At 64.5% G+C, this 18,965-nt stretch carries 27 protein-coding genes and 2 pseudogenes; 21 read left to right on the top strand and 8 right to left on the bottom strand.

Translation table 11 applies throughout. The features are described 5' to 3' along the window. Positions 1-494: pseudogene (locus tag AC04MI_RS16385) on the top strand (hypothetical protein); the annotation flags it as partial. Positions 495-628: 134 nt separating this feature from the next. On the opposite strand, the gene AC04MI_RS16380 reads toward AC04MI_RS16385, so the two are convergent. Continuing rightward, positions 629-1,318, bottom strand: coding sequence for a hypothetical protein (locus AC04MI_RS16380; RefSeq protein WP_476498177.1), 690 nt, complete (start codon positions 1,316-1,318; stop codon positions 629-631). Between the two features lie 81 nt (positions 1,319-1,399). After that, positions 1,400-1,966, bottom strand: coding sequence for a hypothetical protein (locus AC04MI_RS16375; RefSeq protein ID WP_476498176.1), 567 nt, complete (start codon positions 1,964-1,966; stop codon positions 1,400-1,402). A 45-nt stretch (positions 1,967-2,011) separates the two neighbouring features. Between AC04MI_RS16375 and AC04MI_RS16370 the strand changes: the two genes are divergently transcribed. The 16 genes from AC04MI_RS16370 to AC04MI_RS16295 all read left to right on the top strand — a co-directional run bounded on the left by AC04MI_RS16370 (position 2,012) and on the right by AC04MI_RS16295 (position 9,522). Continuing rightward, positions 2,012-2,161 (top strand): hypothetical protein, encoded by a 150-nt coding sequence (locus AC04MI_RS16370; protein ID WP_476498175.1) that lies wholly within the window; start codon positions 2,012-2,014, stop codon positions 2,159-2,161. Beyond that, on the top strand, positions 2,158-2,316 hold the full coding sequence (locus tag AC04MI_RS16365) for a hypothetical protein (RefSeq protein ID WP_476498174.1): 159 nt from the start codon (positions 2,158-2,160) through the stop codon (positions 2,314-2,316). The genes AC04MI_RS16370 and AC04MI_RS16365 overlap by 4 nt, the downstream gene beginning before the upstream one ends. Beyond that, entirely contained in the window at positions 2,313-2,558 is a 246-nt protein-coding gene (locus AC04MI_RS16360; protein ID WP_476498173.1) for a hypothetical protein, read from the top strand. Before AC04MI_RS16365 ends, AC04MI_RS16360 begins: the two co-directional genes overlap by 4 nt. 46 nt (positions 2,559-2,604) lie before the next feature. After that, on the top strand, positions 2,605-2,955 hold the full coding sequence (locus AC04MI_RS16355) for a hypothetical protein (protein WP_295941227.1): 351 nt from the start codon (positions 2,605-2,607) through the stop codon (positions 2,953-2,955). 5 nt (positions 2,956-2,960) lie between these two features. Then, positions 2,961-3,821, top strand: coding sequence for a DUF2303 family protein (locus AC04MI_RS16350; RefSeq protein WP_476498172.1), 861 nt, complete (start codon positions 2,961-2,963; stop codon positions 3,819-3,821). Positions 3,822-3,862: 41 nt separating this feature from the next. After that, on the top strand, positions 3,863-4,231 hold the full coding sequence (locus AC04MI_RS16345; protein ID WP_476498171.1) for a hypothetical protein: 369 nt from the start codon (positions 3,863-3,865) through the stop codon (positions 4,229-4,231). An 18-nt stretch (positions 4,232-4,249) separates the two neighbouring features. After that, positions 4,250-4,627: a DUF6378 domain-containing protein gene (locus AC04MI_RS16340; protein ID WP_476498169.1), complete on the top strand. Its 378-nt coding sequence runs from the start codon at positions 4,250-4,252 to the stop codon at positions 4,625-4,627. A gap of 15 nt (positions 4,628-4,642) precedes the next feature. Then, positions 4,643-4,855 carry a hypothetical protein gene (locus AC04MI_RS16335; RefSeq protein WP_476498168.1) on the top strand — a complete coding sequence of 71 codons (213 nt, stop codon included), beginning with the start codon at positions 4,643-4,645 and terminating at the stop codon, positions 4,853-4,855. Beyond that, positions 4,852-5,484: a hypothetical protein gene (locus AC04MI_RS16330; RefSeq protein ID WP_476498167.1), complete on the top strand. Its 633-nt coding sequence runs from the start codon at positions 4,852-4,854 to the stop codon at positions 5,482-5,484. Before AC04MI_RS16335 ends, AC04MI_RS16330 begins: the two co-directional genes overlap by 4 nt. After that, a complete protein-coding gene (locus AC04MI_RS16325) occupies positions 5,481-6,581 on the top strand; it encodes a phage Gp37/Gp68 family protein (RefSeq protein WP_476498166.1) in 1,101 nt (366 codons plus the stop codon). Before AC04MI_RS16330 ends, AC04MI_RS16325 begins: the two co-directional genes overlap by 4 nt. Next, positions 6,578-6,871 (top strand): hypothetical protein, encoded by a 294-nt coding sequence (locus AC04MI_RS16320; RefSeq protein WP_476498165.1) that lies wholly within the window; start codon positions 6,578-6,580, stop codon positions 6,869-6,871. The genes AC04MI_RS16325 and AC04MI_RS16320 overlap by 4 nt, the downstream gene beginning before the upstream one ends. Next, on the top strand, positions 6,868-7,158 hold the full coding sequence (locus AC04MI_RS16315; RefSeq protein WP_476498164.1) for a hypothetical protein: 291 nt from the start codon (positions 6,868-6,870) through the stop codon (positions 7,156-7,158). Before AC04MI_RS16320 ends, AC04MI_RS16315 begins: the two co-directional genes overlap by 4 nt. After that, positions 7,155-7,715, top strand: a complete 561-nt coding sequence (locus tag AC04MI_RS16310; protein ID WP_476498163.1) for a hypothetical protein — start codon at positions 7,155-7,157, stop codon at positions 7,713-7,715. Before AC04MI_RS16315 ends, AC04MI_RS16310 begins: the two co-directional genes overlap by 4 nt. A 37-nt stretch (positions 7,716-7,752) precedes the next feature. Continuing rightward, positions 7,753-8,391, top strand: a complete 639-nt coding sequence (locus tag AC04MI_RS16305) for an Lcl C-terminal domain-containing protein (protein WP_476498162.1) — start codon at positions 7,753-7,755, stop codon at positions 8,389-8,391. An 83-nt stretch (positions 8,392-8,474) separates the two neighbouring features. Continuing rightward, complete coding sequence (locus AC04MI_RS16300) at positions 8,475-8,975, top strand: Lcl C-terminal domain-containing protein (RefSeq protein WP_476498161.1); 501 nt, start codon at positions 8,475-8,477, stop codon at positions 8,973-8,975. A gap of 76 nt (positions 8,976-9,051) precedes the next feature. Continuing rightward, on the top strand, positions 9,052-9,522 hold the full coding sequence (locus AC04MI_RS16295) for a four helix bundle protein (protein WP_476498160.1): 471 nt from the start codon (positions 9,052-9,054) through the stop codon (positions 9,520-9,522). A gap of 323 nt (positions 9,523-9,845) precedes the next feature. Here AC04MI_RS16295 and AC04MI_RS16290 read toward each other — a convergent pair whose 3' ends face one another. After that, positions 9,846-10,052 (bottom strand): YegP family protein, encoded by a 207-nt coding sequence (locus AC04MI_RS16290; protein ID WP_476498159.1) that lies wholly within the window; start codon positions 10,050-10,052, stop codon positions 9,846-9,848. A gap of 12 nt (positions 10,053-10,064) precedes the next feature. Between AC04MI_RS16290 and AC04MI_RS16285 the strand changes: the two genes are divergently transcribed. Continuing rightward, positions 10,065-11,216: an RNA-directed DNA polymerase gene (locus AC04MI_RS16285; protein ID WP_476498158.1), complete on the top strand. Its 1,152-nt coding sequence runs from the start codon at positions 10,065-10,067 to the stop codon at positions 11,214-11,216. Continuing rightward, complete coding sequence (locus tag AC04MI_RS16280) at positions 11,213-11,512, top strand: helix-turn-helix transcriptional regulator (RefSeq protein ID WP_476498157.1); 300 nt, start codon at positions 11,213-11,215, stop codon at positions 11,510-11,512. The genes AC04MI_RS16285 and AC04MI_RS16280 overlap by 4 nt, the downstream gene beginning before the upstream one ends. Here AC04MI_RS16280 and AC04MI_RS16275 read toward each other — a convergent pair. Next, complete coding sequence (locus AC04MI_RS16275) at positions 11,484-12,770, bottom strand: tyrosine-type recombinase/integrase (protein WP_476498156.1); 1,287 nt, start codon at positions 12,768-12,770, stop codon at positions 11,484-11,486. The genes AC04MI_RS16280 and AC04MI_RS16275 overlap by 29 nt on opposite strands. 211 nt (positions 12,771-12,981) lie before the next feature. Between AC04MI_RS16275 and AC04MI_RS16270 the strand changes: the two genes are divergently transcribed. Then, positions 12,982-13,989 (top strand): D-2-hydroxyacid dehydrogenase family protein, encoded by a 1,008-nt coding sequence (locus AC04MI_RS16270; protein WP_056746014.1) that lies wholly within the window; start codon positions 12,982-12,984, stop codon positions 13,987-13,989. 128 nt (positions 13,990-14,117) lie between these two features. Here the strand turns inward: AC04MI_RS16270 and AC04MI_RS16265 are convergent, their stop codons facing one another. The 4 genes from AC04MI_RS16265 to AC04MI_RS16250 all read right to left on the bottom strand — a co-directional run bounded on the left by AC04MI_RS16265 (position 14,118) and on the right by AC04MI_RS16250 (position 17,967). After that, positions 14,118-15,245, bottom strand: coding sequence for a branched-chain amino acid ABC transporter substrate-binding protein (locus AC04MI_RS16265; RefSeq protein WP_056062370.1), 1,128 nt, complete (start codon positions 15,243-15,245; stop codon positions 14,118-14,120). 131 nt (positions 15,246-15,376) lie between these two features. Continuing rightward, complete coding sequence (locus AC04MI_RS16260; RefSeq protein ID WP_436077467.1) at positions 15,377-15,970, bottom strand: hypothetical protein; 594 nt, start codon at positions 15,968-15,970, stop codon at positions 15,377-15,379. Beyond that, positions 15,970-16,404 (bottom strand): DNA polymerase III subunit chi, encoded by a 435-nt coding sequence (locus tag AC04MI_RS16255; RefSeq protein ID WP_056062368.1) that lies wholly within the window; start codon positions 16,402-16,404, stop codon positions 15,970-15,972. The genes AC04MI_RS16260 and AC04MI_RS16255 overlap by 1 nt, the downstream gene beginning before the upstream one ends. A gap of 6 nt (positions 16,405-16,410) precedes the next feature. Beyond that, positions 16,411-17,967, bottom strand: coding sequence for a leucyl aminopeptidase (locus AC04MI_RS16250; protein WP_436077468.1), 1,557 nt, complete (start codon positions 17,965-17,967; stop codon positions 16,411-16,413). A gap of 23 nt (positions 17,968-17,990) precedes the next feature. Between AC04MI_RS16250 and lptF the strand changes: the two are divergent. Further along, positions 17,991-18,965: pseudogene (lptF, locus tag AC04MI_RS16245) on the top strand (LPS export ABC transporter permease LptF); the annotation flags it as partial.

Genomic DNA, 18,965 nt, shown 5'->3' with positions numbered 1-18,965 from the left:
CTTCAATTTCTCCATGGGCGGATTATGACCCTTTGGGAAATCACAAATCAATACCCAACGGAAAATTTCAATATTTCCCGCTGGGTTGGATCATTGAGTGCATGAAAACAGTTGACGAAACCCGGCGCTTGCGGCTGGACATGCTGCTGGACAAGTACGGCTCTTTCGCCAAACTGAATGAAGCCCTGGGCTGGACAAGAACCGACTCCAGACTGAGTCGCATCAAGAACCAGAACCAGCGCACCGACCGCGACGGCAAGGTGTTCCAAATGGGCTCACCAATGGCAAGAGCCATTGAAACCGAGCTGGGCCTTCCCGTTGGCTGGATGGACACACCACCTACGTACGCAGAGATTCAAGGCGGCGACGATCCACGCGCCAAGGTGCTGCAGATTATGGAAAGCATTCCGGCCGATCAGTGGGCCACCGCCGTGAGGTTGCTAGATGCACTTACGCAACCAGCGCCACACAAAAACGGCACCACCGGCCAATGAAGCACTGTGGCAGAGTCACTGCCAACCACCCATCCCAACAGCGGAACACTGCGACAGTCCACCCGCGTTACTCGGTCACACGAAACGGTGTTGCGACCCGAAGTGAACCCAGGCTTTAAACCAGTGAAACTGAATCAGCGCTGAGCACCACGGGCCATGGAGTCAGCGTAGTTCTTGTCGCACTGATACTGCAAGTGCGGGTTTGCGCCCGCCAGCTGCTCGCACGCCCGCCTTGCAGCGCGGGCCTCGCCCTCGTGCTTTGGAATCGAAGCGCCGTATGCGAGAAAGAGCAGCACCAGGGCAATGGGGCCCCACAGCCACCACTTAACCGACTTCTTCGCAGGCGCAGCCTGCACGCTTAGCGGCACGCCGCCGTCATTGGGCGCACCACACTTTGGACACGCAGCCGCCCGGTCACTCATTTCGCTCTTGCATTCCGAACACGTTACCAACGCCATAACCCCTCCTCCATGGTGATTTCTTGGCTCGCAGGATTGCCAGAACGAGCATGACGCACGGTACGGGAAATAAAAAGCCGGAACAATTGCCCAAAGGGTATTGACGATTAAAACCCATTGGGTAATACTTTCCTCCACGCGCCACCCCGGCGCCCTGGAGGAACGATGCAGACTACCCACGCAGAGCACAGACAGCAGACAGCGCAGGCCACGGCGCTGTGCGTTGATTGCGCGCATCAGATTGATCTGGGCAACGTGGGTTTGCCACGCATCTGCGTGCTGCCAGCCAACACTGGCATCGACGTAGTCACCGGCGGCGCCGCCTGGCTGCCTTGCACGCTGGCGCGTGCTGCCGACAACATCCACTGCGGACCAACGGGACGGGGGTTCACGGCACGGACGGCCCACCACCAGCAGAAAGCACAGCAGCCACGAAGCTGGTGGCAGTCAATCCGCAACGTGCTTTTTCCATTCGCCCGTGCGGTGCAGCCGGTCGATCTCTCGAATGATGCGGGCGTTCAGGTAGGCCAGGTCTCCGTCGATGCGAAACCTCTCGCAGTTGCAGGTTTCGCAGTGCAGCGCGACCTGGGGCGGAGTGCCTTCGTAGCGGTCCCCAAGGATGCGCTCGTAAACGAGGCGCGTGTCACAGCTTGCACAGAAGCCGACAACGGTTTCGGGAAGGTCTGACGTGGAATCCCAGCGCCAGACCACCCCCATAAAACTCAGCTGGTTGAACCGCCAGGTGCTGTCCTTCCTGTTGCGCAGATGGCTCCGCGCCAGAAGCCACCAAGCAATGGCGGCCAACAGGCTCACCAGATATGCGGACCAGTTAGGCCATTGGGACTGGGCCATCAAGTGCGTCCACAGCGACCCCGACGCATTCTGGACCCATGACCACAACGGGCTGAGCCACCCCATCAACCACAGAAAAGCCGCGCCTCCCAGCGCGGTACCGATGGCGCCTGCCGCGCCCTTGCCCAGCTCGCCCAGCCAACCACCACTTTCTGATGCCATGCCCAACCCCTCCGTTGAGGCAAAGCATAGCAACGAGTCACAGCCATGACCATGCAAACCCTGCGCCCCATCCGCCTCTACGCCGTGCGCGTAGGCAAGGCCCAGCACCACGTGTGGGCCACCAGCGAATGCCACGCCATTGCCGAGGCCCACGGCATGGGCCTGCCCGCCTCCAGCGCGCGGAGGATTGCATGACCACCCGCCCGCAACCCATGCGCAAGCCCACCGCGCTGCCCACCCTGCGCAGCCAAAACGCCGACGCCGCCTGGACCGCTGGCTGGTGGTACGGCCTGGTCATCGGCCTGTTTCTGGGCACAGCCTTCGCCGTGCTGGTGGGGTGGCTCAAATGACCACCCACCCCCTTACCGACCGCCGCGCCCGCCCGCGCACCGGCAGCCACACGGCGCCCACCCACCGCGCCTGCGCCGCCAACGCCTGCCGCCAGGGCCACAAGGCCTGCCCCACGCCCCAGGCCTGCGAAGTGACTGACGAACCACCAGCCACCGGCGCCGAGCTGCTGGGCATTGCCCTGTGGGGCGCGTGCTTCGGGCTTGCCATCGTTGGCGCACTGGTTTTGTGCGCTGGCGCTTGATGCGCTTGCGCTGGTAGCTATCAATTTCATAACACACAAGGACGCCATGAAATCCTTTGCCCACCTCCTGAACGAAATCAACGAAGGCAGCACGCACGCCGCGCTGACCAGCGACTTGGCCGAGCTGCTGCGCACCGTGCAGGTCACCGGCCGCTCGGGCAAGTTGACGCTGACCATCAAGGTCGTGCCCGCCGTGCGCAACACCAGCGGCGGCGACATCGACCGCGTGAACATCACCGTGGACCGCACGCTGGCCCTGCCCAAGCCCGAGACACCCACGGACTTCTTCTACCTCACCGAAGACGGTGAAACCACCCGCAACCACCCGCGCCAGCAATCGCTGGAGCTGCGCGAAGTCGCCACCACCACCCCACCCGCTCAATTCAAGGAGGCCTGAGCACCATGGACAAAACCACCAACACCCTCGGCGTGATCAGCACCGACGACGCACCCGAGGCGCTGAGCATTGCCGAGAAACTGGCCGCCAACGTGGCCGGCGCCCTGGCGCCCCGCACCATCGACGGCGCCACCATGATGACGCTGCCCGACGGCTACCACCTGACAGACATCACCGCCACCATCGAAGCCGCACAGCCCCACCGCCGCCGCGCGCAGGGCCATGTCAACCTGGGTGACGTGCACAGCCTGCTGGCCTACTGCGCCGACCAGGTAGCGCAGGAGCGCGGCTACATCTACGCCGACCCCGACGCCCGCACYATCACCGCCGTCTTCAACGACCAGCGCAGCACCCTGGCACCCGGCTGGCGCGACCACCGCGCCACCTTTGCCGCCATGTATACGCCCGAGTTCAAGAAGTGGCTGGACAAGAACACGGTCAACATGGGCCAGACCGAGTTTGCCGAGTTCATCGAAGACAACCTGGCAGACATCCAGGGCGACCAGGCGCAGAACCTGCTGACCGTGGCCACCACCATCCAGGCCACCAACGGCATCAACTTCAGCAGCGCCCGCCGCCTGCAAGACGGCCAGACCCAGCTCACCTACAACGAAGTCATCAACGCCACAGCGGGTGCCGACGGCACGCTGAAGATCCCGCAGACCTTTGCCCTGGGCCTGCGCATCTTCAAGAACGGCGAAGGCTACAAGCTCACCGCCCGCCTCAAGTACCGCATCCACAGCGGCAGCGTCAAGTTTTGGTACGAGCTGGAGCGCCCCGAGCGCGCCGTGGAAGACGCCTTCACCGGCTACGTGAACACCGTGCGCGAGAAGAGCGGCTACACGGTGCTGATCGGCAAGGCATAAGCGCCAGCCGCTATCAATTCAGCAGCACGCAGGAGCCCACCATGCACCACACCGGCACCCTCTTCATGGGCAGGCAGCGCCCCACCGTGGACAAAGACAGCGACGGCGCATTCCGCCTGGAGCTGGTGCTGGTGGACAACCAGGGCCGCCACCCCCGCAGCGGCAAAGAGATCAAGGAAGGCTACCGCGTGCAGTGGACCGGCCCCGAGGCGCAAGCCTTTTGGGACGCCCACAAAGCCGACCTGACCCCGGGCGCCCCGCTGCATGTGGAGCTGGAGCGCCTGCGCGCCCACCCCGGCCCGCAGACCCGCCCGCCCCTGCCCGAGCTGCGCGGCTACGTCGTGCGCCTGCAGCTGGCACCCCGCCGCGCGACCAGCGCGCCCACCACCACCGAGGCGGCTACCCCCTGACCACCCCAAGGAACCACCATGGCATCCCCCATCAAGACCCTCAAAGCCGTAGCCCAACCCCAGGCTGCAACACCCGAACCGCAGGCCGCCCAGCAGCCCTACCCCGTCACCCTGCTGTCTGACGCCGCCCACACCATCCTGCAGCGCGGGGTGGAGCGCGACACCGGCGGCGCCAGYCAGCCGCAAGAACGCAGCATGGCCGCCACCGTGGCCGCATTCAACGCCATCGAGGGCACCAACCTGGACGAGCGCCAGGGCTGGGCCTTCATGCAGACCCTGAAGCTGGTGCGCGCCGCCAACACCGCCCGCAACGGCCGGTTCAACCCCGACGACTACCAGGACGGCGCCGCCTATGCCGCGCTGGGCGCCGAGGCTGCACAGAAGTCGAACACCTGAGCAAGAGCCACAGCCATGCGAACGCTTGAACAGATGAAGGACAACGCCCAGCGCCAGCTGGACGGTATGACGGTCAACCGCGACCTGATGGCGAAGGATGTGCTGTGGCTGGCAGACACCGTAAAGCGCCTGGAGTATCTGGTGAAGACGCAACCGGCTTCCCCCAGCAAGAGCCGGTTTGGTTCCRCTTTTGACGAAATCTTTGGCAGCGGGAGCAAGGCAGCATGACCCCCTCCCATTGGCTAGTCACCGCCCACGGCGCCGACCAACCCATCAGCGGCCCCGCCGCAATGCTGGGCACTATGCCCACCATCGAGGTCATCGCCCACAGTCTGGCGCAGATCAACCGCTTCACCGGCCACGCCGTGCGCCCCTACAGCGTGGCCGAGCACAGCCTGCTGGTGTGCGACATCGTGGCGGGCATGGGCCTGGGCGTTGCCGCCCAGCGCGCCGCCCTGATGCACGACGCGCACGAATGCCTGTGCGGCGACGTGGCCAGCCCCATCAAGTGGGCGCTGGGCACCGCCTGGCTGACGCTGGAGAACCCGCTGGCCCTGCTGATGCGCAAGCACTACGGCCTACACGCCACCTACACCGGCTGGCGCGACGCCATCAAGCACGCCGACCTGACAGCCCTGGCCACCGAGCGCCGCGACCTCACCCGCTTCGACCCCACCACCAACGCCCCCTGGCCCATCCTGGACACCCCCGGCGCCGAGGTGCACCCCATGGACGCCGTGGACCTGAACAGCCCCGTGCGCGTGGCCATGAGCTGGCGGCACCACCGGGATGCGTTTGTGGAGCGGTACCAGACACTGACGGCGCAGTGCAGCGCGCGGGGCGAGGTGGTGGCATGAGCACCAACACCAGCATCGAGTGGTGCGACCACACCTTCAACCCGTGGGAAGGCTGCCAGAAAACGAGCCCGGGCTGTGATCACTGCTACGCCGAGCTGCGCAATGCACGCTTCGGCGGCGGCGTAGCTATCAACTTTGGCCCAGGCGCACCCCGCCGCCGCACCAGCGCCGCAAACTGGGCGCTGCCCAAGCGCTGGAACGCTCAGGCCGACGCCTTCATGGCCCAGCACGGCCGCCGCCAGCGCGTGTTCTGCGCATCGCTGGCCGATGTGTTCGACAACGCGGTGGACCCACAGTGGCGCGCCGACCTGTTCGAGCTGATCCGGGCCACACCCAATCTGGATTGGCTGCTGCTGACCAAACGCATCGGCAACGCTGCAGCCATGATCGAGGCTGCGTTAGCCAACATGGATATCGGCTACTCGGTCCCATTTGCGGCTTGGCCATGGCCCAACGTCTGGATTGGCGCCACGGTGGTCAACCAGCAAGAGGCCGACCGCGACATTCCCAAGCTGCTGGCCGTGCCTGCGCGCGTGCGGTTTTTGAGCATGGAGCCGTTGCAGGGCTTGGTCAACATCAGCGACATCCCAGACCCGGCTGGCGCTATCTGCCTCAAGCCCTTGGCCGGTTTGCGCTGGAAGCCAATCGCAGGCCCCGTGCCCGGGTGCACCCCGGAGAGCCACCCAAAGATCGACTGGGTCATTGTCGGCGGCGAGAGCGGCCCCCGCGCCCGCCCAATGCACCCCGACTGGGCCTGCAGCCTGCGCACCCAGTGCCTGCGCGCGGGCGTACCGTTTCTGTTCAAGCAATGGGGGGAATGGAAACCCATCAGCCAGATGGATGAGGCCGAGCACAGCGCGCTCTACAAATCCAACGCGATCGCCAAGCCGCAYGAAGACCAGGGCAACTTGGACGATATCTACGGCCGCAAGTGCACCGTGCCAACCACCATCCTCCACGCAGATGGATCGACGCACGACATCACCGAGCCCAGGGCCTTCCAGCAGGACACCGGGGCCATGCAGATTTTCCGTGTCGGCAAGAAAGCCGCTGGCCGCCAGCTTGGTGGCATCTCCTGGGACGGGTTCCCATCATGACCCACCCCACCCCCGAACCCGGCAGCTACGAAGCCCGCCACCCCACACCGGTGCAAAAAAGCGCCGCCACCCGCGCCGCCAACGCAGCCCGCCGCCGCGCCCAGGCAGAGCGCGTAGACCGCGAAGCGCGCGAGCGCAGCGAGTTTCTGAAAAGCCCGCACTACCGCTGCCCCGAGCTGGGCCGCAACCCCGGGCTCACCGACGCCCGCTTTGCCGCCTACCGCCTGCCCAGCCGCATGGGCAACCGCCTGCACTTCCCCGATGGACGCGTGGAGACGATCAAGCCATGAACGATGCCAACCACCAACCCGTGCTGCCCCGAGTCTGGACCACCGACCCCCCCCGAGGAATGGGCCCTTATTACCACTTCATTCGTGGCCTGCAAAAGAAAGACGTCCTGCTTTGCTGTACCAAGGAAGAGGCCCACCTAATCGCCGCCGCCCCAGAGCTACTGGCAGCACTGCAACTCACAGTCGCCCACTGGACCAGCCAATTTGAAAGGCGCGGACATGCAGCCCCCGACTGGTGCAAACAAGCTCGCGCAGCTATCACCAAGGCCACTGAGGGGCAGCCATGACCCGCAAGCGCACCAACACACCCATGGTCTACAGCAAGATGCACGAGCTGCTGGCCAGTCCCAGCCAGCCCATGCCCATCGAGAACCGGCGCCACCAGCGCATGCGCCTGGCCGATGCGCTGCATGAGCTGATGCACGCACCCGCGCCCGGCAACAACTGCTGGCGCGTCATCAGCGACGCCATCAACCTGACCGAAACGCTGGTACTGCACGGCGAGGCACCCATCACCGACCCCGCCACCGGCAAGGTCGTAGCCAGCCACTGGCGCGGCTGCGATGGCGCACCCGTGGAGATTGGCGATGCCAGCGGCCTGCTGCCAGACGCCGTCGCCGCCATGGCCAAGGCAGGCCAGCGCATGCTGGACGGCAAGCCCATGCGCCTGGACGGCCCCGGCATCGAGGCCGTGCGCGCCGTCACAGACGACTACCTGACCGCGCTGGACGCTCTGCCCGCCCGGACCATGGTGCGCTGCCACCGCTCCACCGAAAAGCGCACCCGCGAAATCTTCAACCGCATCGACCGCCTGCCTGACGGCGTGCACGTCATGGCTATCTGACCAACCACCCACTCACCACACCACCGAGGCACCCACCATGTACATCAAAACCCTCAACATCACCCTGCTACAGCCCGAGGCGCCCCATGCCGCCCACATTGGGATGGAGCAAGTGCTGCAGACCCTGCAGCGCGTTGCCGACGGCGGTACCAGCCTGCGCGCCGTGGCTGCGCCATCTGCCCCTGCACCGGTAGCCACCACCGCACCGACGCCACCCGCACCCGGCCAGCCATGGCCCGGCCAGGGCGGCATCTACATCTGCACCCTGCCCGCCCAGTTCGGCCTGCCCGCGCGCCACCTGGTGGTGGGCACCAACGAGGCCGAAGAACTGACCTGGGGCCCATACGGCGAAGAGGCCGCAGGCGCCACCAGCCAGACCGATGGCCGCGCCAACACCGCCGCCTTGACCTCCAGCGGCAAAGGCCATCCCGCTGCCATCTGGGCCAACCAATACACCGAAGACGGCTACGCCGACTACTACCTGCCCAGCCGTATCGAACTGCTGATGTGCTACCTGCACGCACCGCAGGCGTTCAAGACCTCGGGCTGGTACTGGAGCAGCTCGCAGTACTCGCGCTACGGCGCCTGGTGCCAGGGCTTCGAGTACGGCGGCAGCCACGCCGACAACAAGGACTACGAGTTCCGCGCCCGTCCTGTCCGCAGCATTCAACTTTAGCCCTTCACCCCTTCACCACTTTCACCCACCCACCACCGGCGCGCAGCGCCGGTCCGACGCAAATTTTTGAAAGGTAGCACCCCATGCGCACCATCACCCTCCCCCTGTTTGGCGCCCTCCTTACCGCCCACGGCGGCCACTTTGGCGCCATCTTGCGCGGCGCAGCCGCCGACGGCAGCGAAGACTTTGCCCTGATCGTGGCCGAGCAGTCGGCCGAGATTGAAGACACCGTTTGGTCTGAGGACTACACCACCATCGCAGGCGCTGACAGCAAGACAGACGGCCGCGCCAACACCGAGGCCATGGCCGCAGCAGGCCTGCAGCTGGCCCAGCGCATCAAGGCCCTGGACCTGGGCGGCCATACCGACTGGTACCTGCCCGCCGCCGCAGAGCTGCGCGCCCTGTCGGTCACGGTGCCCGAGCTGTTCCAGCAGAAGGACTGGTACTGGAGCAGCTCGCAGTACTCGCGCAGCCACGCCTGGTGCCAGGACTTCGAGTACGGCCACAGCTACGCCCACGGCAAGGACTACGAGTTCCGCGCCCGTCCTGTCCGCAGAGTTCAACTTCAAGCCTTGAACACTTAAGCCCTCCCGATCAACACCACGGCGCGTAGCGCCGTCCGCGCGATTTTTTTGGCCCACAAGACCCCGCTTTGCACCCATGTCTCTCGCCACCGACCTCGAAATCCACAAACAAGGCACCGCCCTGCTGGACCTGTGCGCCGACGTGCAGGCCCGCATACCCCGCGCGTTTCGCGCGTCCATGGGGTACCGCATTTCGGATGAGTGTGTAGAGATACTGGTGCTGATCGGCCGCGCCAACGCCGCCCGCCAGCCGCAAGACCGGGCCACCCACCTGGAACAGCTACTGGAGCGCCTGCAGGTAGCGCAGATCCTGCTGCGCACCGCGCACGCCAAGCGGCTGATCGCCACCAAGTTGTGGGCCACCAGCATCGAGCTGACCGACACCATCGGCAAGATGGCCAACGGCTGGCTTAAGTCCGCCCGGGCACGCGTCACCAGCGGCCCGGCCAGCGATGGCACCACCCCTGCCACCGCCACATCGTCGGCAGAGCCACAGGGCTACACGCCCGGCCTGTTCGACAACACCGCCGCAGCGCCTGCAGCATGACCGCCAAGGCCGCCATGCCCGTGCGCTTTATGAATCTGGTCGAGCCGCTGGGCGCCTGCACACCCGCAGGCCCCACCGCCAGGCGCACCACGGATACCACCGCGCGGTACACCAGCGCGGCCCGGTCCGGCGCAGTTTCCCCGCTGATCGGCGCAAGCCTTCGGCGGGGCGACGTAGATAGCTCGACGCTTCGCAGTACTCGCGCAACAACGCCTGGTGCCAGGACTTCGAGTACGGCAACAGCAACGCCAACAACAAGGACAACGAGTTCCGCGCCCGTCCTGTCCGCAGATTCATGCCCAACACAGGGGCTTCAGCGCACGTCAGTTAGGAACAAACCACTGACCGTTCGCGCCCATTTCATAAACGACTGCCGTCGCAGCGTGTGCACGCAGCGCAAGGATGCCATTCACCGCGTCGGCACGGTTGTGATAACCCTCGCCGCCGATAGCGATGGACTTGCCATTTGCAGCAATGAAACGCCAGTACCACTGCTGGTTGTCAGGCGACTTGAAAAGCTCGAACTTCATGCCACAACTCCTATGAAAACTCCATTGAGTCAGCCGCCAGTGGAAAACGCAACAAAAGAAGCGCCAACACCCACCCTCAACACCCTCCTGCAGGCCTACATCGACTGCCGCCAGCACAAGCGCAACACCGCCAGCGCACGCGAGTTCGAGCAGCACCTGGAGCGAAACCTGTGCGACCTGCACGCCGAGCTGCTGGACGGCAGCTACCGGCCTGGCCGCAGCATCTGCTTTGCCATCACCCGCCCCAAGCCACGCGAGGTGTGGGCCGCGCAATTCCGCGACCGCATCGTGCACCACCTGCTGTACAACCACATCGGCCCGCGCTTCGAGGTCTCTTTCGTGGCCGATTCCTGCGCGTGCATCCCTGGCCGGGGCACCCTATACGGCGCCCAGCGACTTGAGGCCCAGGTGCGCAGTTGCACCCAGAACTGGGCCTACCCCGCCTTCTATCTGAAGTGCGACTGCGCCAACTTCTTCGTCAGCATCCGTAAGCCCATACTGCTGCAGCGCCTGGCCGCCCGCATCCCTGAGCCCTGGTGGCTGGCCCTGGCCACCACCATCCTGATGCACGACCCGCGCAACGACGTGGAAGTGCACGGCAAGACCAGCACCCTGCGCCGCGTGCCCGCGCATAAGAGCCTGTTCAACGCGTCGGCCGACACCGGCCTGCCCATCGGCAACCTGAGCAGCCAGTTCTTCGCCAACGTGTTGCTTGACGGCCTGGACCAGTACGCAAAGCACCAGCTGCGCGCGCCGCACTACGTGCGCTATGTGGATGACTTTGTGCTGCTGCACCCCGATGCCCAGTGGCTCAGCGCCGCGCTGCGCGACATCACTGCCTGGCTGCCCGCCCACCTGGGCGTGCACCTGAACCCCAGCAAAACCATCCTGCAGCCGGTGGACCGGGGTATCGACTTCGTGGGCCAGGTCATCAAGCCCTGGCGCCGCACCACCCGCCGCCGCACCCTGGCCAGCGCCCTGCAGCGCATCGAGCATCTGCCAGCGGCCGAGGTCTTCAGCGCAGGCAACAGCTACCTGGGCCTGGTGCGCCAGGCCAGCCACAGCCACAAGGAGCGGGCGGCAGTGTGCCGGGCGCTGCTCAAGCGTGGGCACGCGGTGGAGGGGATGAATTTGAGCAAGGCATTCAGGAGGAATGAGGCATGACCGATACAACCACCACCACATTCCCACCCGAAAAGCTGCTCACCCCCGGCACCCCCATGGTGCTGGACCTGCCGGGCGTGGCCACCACGCTGTGCGTATCCGTCTCCACCGTGCAGCAGATGGTGCGCGAGGGCCACTTCCCCGAGCCGCGCCAGCTGTCAGGCCGCCGCGTGGGCTGGCTGGCCATTGAGGTGGCCACCTGGGCGGCGTCGCGCCCCAAGTCCACCCAGCTTCCACCACCCAACACGGGCGCCCGCAAGCCCCGGGCTACACAGGCAGCGGCGCAGGCTGCGTGACGATGGACTCCAGCCGCGCATCGAGTGCGGCCAGCCACTGCACACGCTCCTTGTCGTAGCGGTAAAGGTTGTAGTCACCCGCCACCCCAGGCACTACGTGCCCCAGGATGGCCTCGCCGATTTCATGCGGGCAGCCCATGGCCGCCAGCATGGTGCGGCCGGTGCGGCGCAGGTCATGGGGCGACCAGTGGGTGACAGTCAAACGCTCGCGCACGTGGTCTGGCCGGGTTTTGCAATAAGGCTGCCGATAGTGCACCTTGCTCTGCATGTACGCCTGGGTTTGCGGCCCCACCACCCCAGCGCGCGACACGCTGGGGAATAGCCAGTCACCATCACCAGCCATCAGCCGCCGCACGATGGCGGCCGCGCGACCAAACAGGGGCACACGCAAGTCCACCGCATCCTCGATGTTCCTGTTTTTGGTCAGCCCTTTGGGCATGGTCCACCACAGCACACCGCCCTCATCCCGCACAAACTCGCGCCGCAGCTGCACGATCTCTGCCCCGCGCGTGCAGGTCCACAGCTGCAGCATCAGAAAGTCCTGCACCTGCTGGCTGAACAGGTGCATGTTGCCGGCCACCAGGCCGCGCACCTCGGCATCCGTCAGCACACGCTTGCCGGTGCCCTTGTGTACGCCGTCGCGCTTGGCGCCCTTGCTGCGCAGCTTGCGGGCCAGCACCTGGCGCCACCAGTTGGGCAGATCCTCAGGAATGCGCCCCGCGTCCATGGCGTAGTCCCAGGCCGCCCCCAGCTCTGTTCTGACCGAGTTGGCCAGCACAGGCCGGTCAGACAGGCTGGTGATGAGGTCGAAGGCGAAACGCCGGGTAACTTCGGCAACCGGCAGGGCCTGGTGCTGCAGCGTAGCTTTTTCGAGCCGCTGGCGCACCGCCCTGGCGCCCTTGGCCTCGCGCTGCACATCCATGTACCCCGTGGCGTAGTCGCGCACCAGGTCGCCCAGGGTGTAAACAGCCGGGGCTGGCGGTACCGCCGTGGCGCGCTTCTTGCGGCTGGCCTGGGGGTCGCCGCCACCGTCACGCACCGCGCGCAGTTCAGACCACCGGGTAGCAGCCTCCACAGGCGGCATCTCTGGCCAGTAGCCCAAGCGCACCTGTTTCATTTGACCGGTGTCAGGGTGTTTGTAACGATACGTCCACGTTTTGCGGCTTGCTGACGCCACAAGCCGCAAGCCTTTGCACCCATCAACGACAATATAAGAACCAGGCTGCAAAGCCTTTGCGGCCCTCGCGTCAAACTGCATTCGCCACCCCTAGGAAGAGCGGGCAGCGCAGGTTTCAAAAAACCTACGCCAAACCTACGCCGAGGCGGCAAGTGTAGCCACATTCAGCCAAGCGCAGACACCAAGAGCCACAACAAAGAGCGCGGCAGAGTGAGCGAAAAAATGCAATTAAATCAAGGTTTTGCGGCGAAATTGCCTTGGATATCAATGAGTTATGAAGGTTGAACAAACGATGAATATCGTTATCCTTGACGATTACCAGGATGCAGTGCGCAAGCTGCATTGCGCCTCTCGGCTCGACGCATACACCGCCAAGGTGTACACCAACACAGTCAAAGGGCTGGGGCAGCTTTCGGTGCGACTCAAAGACGCCGACATCATTGTGCTGATCCGCGAACGGACCCAGATCACACGCCAACTGGTTGAAAAGCTCCCGCGGCTCAAGCTCATTGCCCAAACTGGCAAGATTGGGAGCCACATTGATGTAGCGGCATGTACCGAGCGGGGGATCGCGGTGGCAGAAGGGGTCGGCTCCCCCGTGGCTCCCGCCGAGCTGACCTGGGCCCTGGTGATGGCCTCAATGCGCCGCCTGCCCCAGTACATCTCCAACCTCAAGCATGGCGCTTGGCAGCAGTCCGGTCTCAAGACCGCGTCCATGCCCCCCAACTTCGGAGTCGGCAGCGTGCTGCGGGGTAAAACACTGGGTATCTGGGGTTATGGTCGCATCGGACAACTGGTGGCGGGCTATGGACGGGCGTTTGGCATGAACGTGCGCGTCTGGGGGCGTGAAGCCTCACGCGCGCAGGCGCTGACGGATGGGTACCAGGCTGCCGCCACGCGTGAAGAGTTTTTTTCGCAGTGCGACGTGATCTCGTTGCACCTGCGCCTGAACGACGAAACGCGCGGCATCATCTCGCTTGAAGACCTCTCGTGCATGAAGCCCACCTCGCTGCTGGTCAACACGTCCCGTGCAGAATTGATTGAACCCGACGCGCTCATCGCAGCACTCAACCGGGGTCGCCCGGGCCTGGCGGCCGTGGACGTGTTTGAGAGCGAACCCATCCTGCAAGGCCACGCCCTGCTCCGCCTGGAAAACTGCATCTGCACGCCACACATCGGGTACGTGGAGCAGGACAGCTACGAGCTCTACTTTGGTGCAGCTTTCGACAATGTGGTGAATTTCATCAAAGGCACGCCTACCAACATCGTGAATCCTGGCTCGCTACAAGTCAGGCGCTAACCGATCAAACCGTTGCGGCGTTGGCAACGCTGACTACACCGCGCAATWAAAAAGGCTTCCCGAGGGAAGCCTTTTTTGCGATTGCTGCAAGGCACCGAAATGCCCCGCAGCAGAAAGCAACACTCCAATTACAGAGGTGTCTTCTTGCCGTCCTTGTAGACGTACAGCGTGATCGCTGGGTTCTTCATTTCGCCGTTGGGTTCGAAGGCGATGGTGGAGGTCACGCCCTTGAAGTTGGACTTGGCGAGTTCGTTCACGTACACCTTGGGGTCCACGGAGTTGGCGCGCTTCATAGCGTCCACCAGCAGGAACGTGGCGTCATAGGTGTAGGGGCTGTACACCTGGAACTGGTTGGGGTACTTGGCGTCGTACTTGGCCTTCCAGGCCGTACCGCCAGGCATCTTGGCCAGCGAGGAGCCGCCTTCCGCGCAGATCACGTTAGCCAGGGTCTTGGCACCGGCAGCCAGCTTGGCGATTTCGGACGTGCAGACGCCGTCACCACCGAAGTACTTGACGTTGGCCATGCCCAGCTGTTCCATCTGGCGCAGCATGGGGCCGGCTTGAGGGTCCATACCACCGTAGAACACGGCATCAGGGTTCTTGGCCTTGATGGCGGTCAGGATGGCCATGAAGTCCGTGGCCTTGTCGGTGGTGAACTGCTCGTCCACCACCTTCATGCCCTTGGCCGTAGCGGTCTTCTTGAACACGTCGGCAACACCTTGGCCGTAAGCAGTACGGTCATCGATGATGGCAACGGTCTTGAGCTTCAGGGTGTCCACAGCGTAGAAGGCCAGACCAGCGCCCAGGGCGTTGTCGTTGGCGATGATACGGAACGTGGTCTTGTAGCCAGGCTTGGTCAGGTTGGGGTTGGTCGCAGCGCCCGTCACCATGGGGATGCCGCAATCGTTGTACACCTTGGAGGCGGGGATCGTGGTACCGGAGTTGAGGTGGCCGACAACGCCAGCGACCTTGGAGTCGCACAGCTTTTGTGCGGCGGCAGTGCCCTGCTTTGGATCGGCAGCGTCATCTTCAGCCTGCAGCTCGAACTTGATCTTCTTGCCGCCGATGGTGACGCCTTGAGCGTTCAGTTCTTCAATGGCCATGCGGGCGCCATTTTCGTTGTCCTTGCCGTAGTGGGCTTGGGCGCCGGAAACCGGAGCCACGTGGCCGATCTTGACCACCTGCTCTTGTGCAGAGGCCACACCAGCAACAGCCGCGATAGCAGCAACCACGGTCAGTTTCAACTTCAATTGCATATCAAATCTCCAGTAAAGATAAACGCTGAGAATCTTCTTGTGTCTCAACGCAGGCGAACATATCGCAATTTACGGGCCAGATCATTAGGGAACACGATTAAACGCAAGAGAAACCACAGGGGAATACCCTGTCATCCCTTGGACACAGGGGGCGCACCACTCGCCAGCTCGTCCGCCACCGCCTCGTACACCGCATGCCGCACCACCGATTCGATCTCTTCGCGCAGACGCGGAAGCACTGACCGCGTCTGCTCCTGCACCACTGTGGCGATTGCTTCGCGCAAGCGCTGGTCCAGCACTACATCCACGCGCTGCATGACGCGGTGCACCATGTACTCCTCCATCCCATCTGGCAAGGCGCGGGCCGCAACGGGCGCAGCCCCTGGCTTTTGGCCAGCAGGGATGGCAGCATGAACCGCCGGGCGAGTTTGGACATGCGATACCGGAGAACGTGATGGCTGGGGAGCAGCCACAGGGATTGGCGCAGCCACCGGGGAGGCCACAGGACGCTCTGTGGCAGGGGGCGCAGCGACCTGCGCCGCACTAGCCGGTCGCGCAGTGGGCAATGCAGGCCTGGCCAACGCCACAGACTGCGACGGCGACAGGACGGTGGTGCGGACCGCCGGATTTGGAGCCCCCGGGGCGAGGGGCGCCACGCCAGGCACCTGCACCACTTCGGTGAGCGTGGGTACAAACCGCGGAGGGGTTTTGGGTGGGAGCGCCATCAGCCCGCTTTCAACACCAGATCATGGCGGGTAATGGCGTAACCCCGGGACGCGTAATGGCGCCAACGCGCACGCGCCTGAGCACGGTCGGCTTCGTCCTGGGCGCTCACCACTTCGACCAGACGGTCAAAGCGACCAAAACCTTCCGGGACTTCCGCATTCAGGTTCAACAGCACTTCGTGATGCGGTGCCAGGCGTGCATCCTGCGCCAGCAACACCGGAGAGGCCTGAACCAGCTCTTCGTCCGAGTCGGCATGGCAATGGGCCACAAAGTCCTGGGGGGCCAACAACCAGAGCATGCGGTCCAGCGCCTGAAGCGCATCCGCAGGCGCGGCAATGACCAAACGAGCCCCGCTGCGCTGCACCTTGCGCGCAAACCGGCATGCGTAGGCCAGCTTGTCGGGTGCGTTGAAGTGAAACGCTACCTCGGTCATGACGCGTCACGCAGCCTTGGGGCTGGAGGACCGCTTGGCGGCTGGCTTGCCCACAGCTCCAGCAGCGGCCGTCCTGGTCACGGAGCGTGACGCGGACTTGGGTGCCTTGGCTTGTCGGACCTGCGACCTGGACTGCTCCAGCACATAGTGCACCAGCAGGCCGACCGGGCGTCCTGTGGAACCCTTGGCCGCGCCTCCCTTCCAGGCAGTGCCCGCAATGTCCAGGTGAGCCCAGGGCATGTCGCCGACGAACTTCTGCAAGAACTTGGCAGCGGTGATGGAGCCACCCGCACGGCCCGCCACGTTGCCCATATCGGCAAAGTTGCTCTTCAAGCCGTCTGCATAGTCATCGTCCAGCGGCATGCGCCAGCAGAGGTCTTGCGCGGCCTCACCAGCCGCCTGCAAGGACTCCGCCAGACCGTCGTTATTGGCAAACAAACCACTGCGTACGCCCCCCAGAGCGATCACGCAGGCGCCGGTCAGCGTCGCAATGTCAACCACGGCAGCAGGCTTGAATCGCGCTGCATAGGTCAACGCATCACACAACACCAGGCGCCCCTCCGCGTCGGTGTTCAAAATCTCGATGGTTTGGCCGCTCATGCTGGTGACCACATCGCCAGGCTTGACGGCGCGCCCGTCCGGCATGTTTTCGCAGGCGGGGATCAGGCCCACCACATTGACGGCAGGCTGCAGTTCGCCCAGCGCGCGGAAGGCTCCCAGCACGCTGGCAGCGCCGCACATGTCGAATTTCATCTCGTCCATCTCGGGCGCGGGCTTGATCGAGATGCCGCCGGTGTCAAAGGTGATGCCCTTGCCCACCAGCACGATGGGTGCCTGGTCCTTGGCAGCGCCGTTGTAGCGCAGCTCGATGAAACGCAGGGGCTCTTCAGAGCCCTTTGCCACAGCCATGAAGGCGCCCATGCCCAGACGCGCCACCTCTGCCGGGCCATGGACCTTGCACTGGATGCGTGGCAGCTTGGCCAGGGTTTTGGCCGCATCCGCCAGCAGGCTGGGGGTGGCATGGTTGGCTGGGCGATTGCCCCACTCCCTCGCAAACTCCACACCAGCGACCAGGGCGACCCCGCTGTCAAACCCGTCACGCGCACCGGTGGCATCGGGCACACCCACCACACAGCGGCTCAGGCTGCGTGCCTCCACCTTGGTCTTGGTGGTGGTGTAGACATAGCTCACGTCTGCCACCGCCTGCACGGCAGCGCTGACAGACGCCGCCGAGGCTGCGCCGGCAAAACACAGCACCATGCGCTTGGTCTGGGGCGCCTTGATGGCACCACCCAGTGCCTGCAGCGCCTGGCGCGTTGCGCGCGCCGATCCATCACCCAACCCCACCAGCACCACACGGCGGGCTGCAACGGCAGGCACCTGATACAGCTGCAGGTGTTTGCCCGCCTTGGTAGTCAGATCTCCGTTCTTGAGTGCCAAGGCCGCCAGGGCAGACAGCGCGTCCTTGCCCGGCTTGAAGCCCTCGGGAAGCAGGACAATCAGCAGGTCGCATTTCTCCGACGCTGCCGCAGCAAGTTCAAGGGTCTTGAGATCAAAGTTCATAATTGGTGTTTTCCTTCCAGCCAATGTTATTCGATTCATCCATCCGCAAGGAGCTGGCGCGCAGCTTCGGCGCGACCCTTGTGGTGCTGGTGACCGTGGTCATGACCATGATGCTCATCCGCACGCTGGGCCAGGCCTCCAAGGGCAGTGTCAGCCCGTCCGACGTGATGCTCGTCATGGGCTTCACCGTCTTGGGGCAATTGCCCACCATTCTCAGCCTCAGTCTGTTCATTGCGGTGGTCGGCACGCTATCGCGCATGTACCGTGACAGCGAAATGGTGATCTGGTTTGCCAGCGGGCGCGGCCTCATCAGTCTGGTGCGACCCCTGCTGCGCTTTGCGTGGCCGGTGATGGTGGTGATTGCCGTACTGTCGCTGCTGGTGTGGCCCTGGGCCAACTCACAGATCCAGGAGCTCAAGACCCGCTACGAGCAGCGCAGCGACATCGACCGCATTGCACCGGGCGAGTTCCAGGAGTCGTCCAACGGTAGCCGGGTGTTCTTCATCGACAAGGACACCCCCGACACGCAGGCCGCCAACAACGTCTTCATTGCCGCCAATGACGGCAAACGCGAATCCGTCACCTCCGCCCGCAGCGCCCGGCTGGAGAGCCAGGGCGGTGAACGCATGGCCCTGCTGAGCGACGGTCAGCGCCTGGAGACCTCGCGGGACAAGCCCGGCGTGAAGATCAGCGAGTTCAGCCTGTACGGCACCCGCGTCGGTAGTGCAGCACCCGGTGCGGCGGAAGAACTGGCGGTGAAGACACGCACGACCTACGACCTCGTGATGCGGCCGCTGCCGGCCTACCGCGCCGAGCTGGGCTGGCGGCTGGGCCTGGCACTGGCCGCGCTCAACTTTGTGCTGCTGGGTCTGGCTGTGGCCAGCGTCAACCCACGCGCAGCGCGCAGCACGAGCATGGTGTTTGCGCTGTTGCCTTCATCGTTTACTACAACCTCATGACCCTGGGCCAGAGCTGGGTGGGCGCGGACCGGCTGGGCC

The sequence above is a fragment of the Acidovorax sp. LjRoot204 genome (assembly GCF_056175785.1).
This window is presented reverse-complemented; position numbering and strand designations above follow the sequence as displayed.

Excerpts from the sequence above, each read along its gene's own strand:
- AC04MI_RS16280 (WP_476498157.1), top strand. The coding sequence starts at position 11,213 with ATGACCGATACAACCACCACCACATTCCCACCCGAAAAGCTGCTCACC.
- AC04MI_RS16310 (WP_476498163.1), top strand. The coding sequence starts at position 7,155 with ATGACCCGCAAGCGCACCAACACACCCATGGTCTACAGCAAGATGCAC.
- AC04MI_RS16250 (WP_436077468.1), bottom strand. The coding sequence starts at position 17,967 with ATGAACTTTGATCTCAAGACCCTTGAACTTGCTGCGGCAGCGTCGGAG.
- AC04MI_RS16345 (WP_476498171.1), top strand. The coding sequence starts at position 3,863 with ATGCACCACACCGGCACCCTCTTCATGGGCAGGCAGCGCCCCACCGTG.
- AC04MI_RS16370 (WP_476498175.1), top strand. The coding sequence starts at position 2,012 with ATGACCATGCAAACCCTGCGCCCCATCCGCCTCTACGCCGTGCGCGTA.
- AC04MI_RS16355 (WP_295941227.1), top strand. The coding sequence starts at position 2,605 with ATGAAATCCTTTGCCCACCTCCTGAACGAAATCAACGAAGGCAGCACG.
- AC04MI_RS16275 (WP_476498156.1), bottom strand. The coding sequence starts at position 12,770 with ATGCAGTTTGACGCGAGGGCCGCAAAGGCTTTGCAGCCTGGTTCTTAT.
- AC04MI_RS16290 (WP_476498159.1), bottom strand. The coding sequence starts at position 10,052 with ATGAAGTTCGAGCTTTTCAAGTCGCCTGACAACCAGCAGTGGTACTGG.
- AC04MI_RS16360 (WP_476498173.1), top strand. The coding sequence starts at position 2,313 with ATGACCACCCACCCCCTTACCGACCGCCGCGCCCGCCCGCGCACCGGC.
- AC04MI_RS16365 (WP_476498174.1), top strand. The coding sequence starts at position 2,158 with ATGACCACCCGCCCGCAACCCATGCGCAAGCCCACCGCGCTGCCCACC.
- AC04MI_RS16265 (WP_056062370.1), bottom strand. The coding sequence starts at position 15,245 with ATGCAATTGAAGTTGAAACTGACCGTGGTTGCTGCTATCGCGGCTGTT.
- AC04MI_RS16270 (WP_056746014.1), top strand. The coding sequence starts at position 12,982 with ATGAATATCGTTATCCTTGACGATTACCAGGATGCAGTGCGCAAGCTG.
- AC04MI_RS16285 (WP_476498158.1), top strand. The coding sequence starts at position 10,065 with ATGAAAACTCCATTGAGTCAGCCGCCAGTGGAAAACGCAACAAAAGAA.
- AC04MI_RS16330 (WP_476498167.1), top strand. The coding sequence starts at position 4,852 with ATGACCCCCTCCCATTGGCTAGTCACCGCCCACGGCGCCGACCAACCC.
- AC04MI_RS16300 (WP_476498161.1), top strand. The coding sequence starts at position 8,475 with ATGCGCACCATCACCCTCCCCCTGTTTGGCGCCCTCCTTACCGCCCAC.
- AC04MI_RS16315 (WP_476498164.1), top strand. The coding sequence starts at position 6,868 with ATGAACGATGCCAACCACCAACCCGTGCTGCCCCGAGTCTGGACCACC.
- AC04MI_RS16375 (WP_476498176.1), bottom strand. The coding sequence starts at position 1,966 with ATGGCATCAGAAAGTGGTGGTTGGCTGGGCGAGCTGGGCAAGGGCGCG.
- AC04MI_RS16305 (WP_476498162.1), top strand. The coding sequence starts at position 7,753 with ATGTACATCAAAACCCTCAACATCACCCTGCTACAGCCCGAGGCGCCC.
- AC04MI_RS16255 (WP_056062368.1), bottom strand. The coding sequence starts at position 16,404 with ATGACCGAGGTAGCGTTTCACTTCAACGCACCCGACAAGCTGGCCTAC.
- AC04MI_RS16295 (WP_476498160.1), top strand. The coding sequence starts at position 9,052 with ATGTCTCTCGCCACCGACCTCGAAATCCACAAACAAGGCACCGCCCTG.
- AC04MI_RS16260 (WP_436077467.1), bottom strand. The coding sequence starts at position 15,970 with ATGGCGCTCCCACCCAAAACCCCTCCGCGGTTTGTACCCACGCTCACC.
- AC04MI_RS16320 (WP_476498165.1), top strand. The coding sequence starts at position 6,578 with ATGACCCACCCCACCCCCGAACCCGGCAGCTACGAAGCCCGCCACCCC.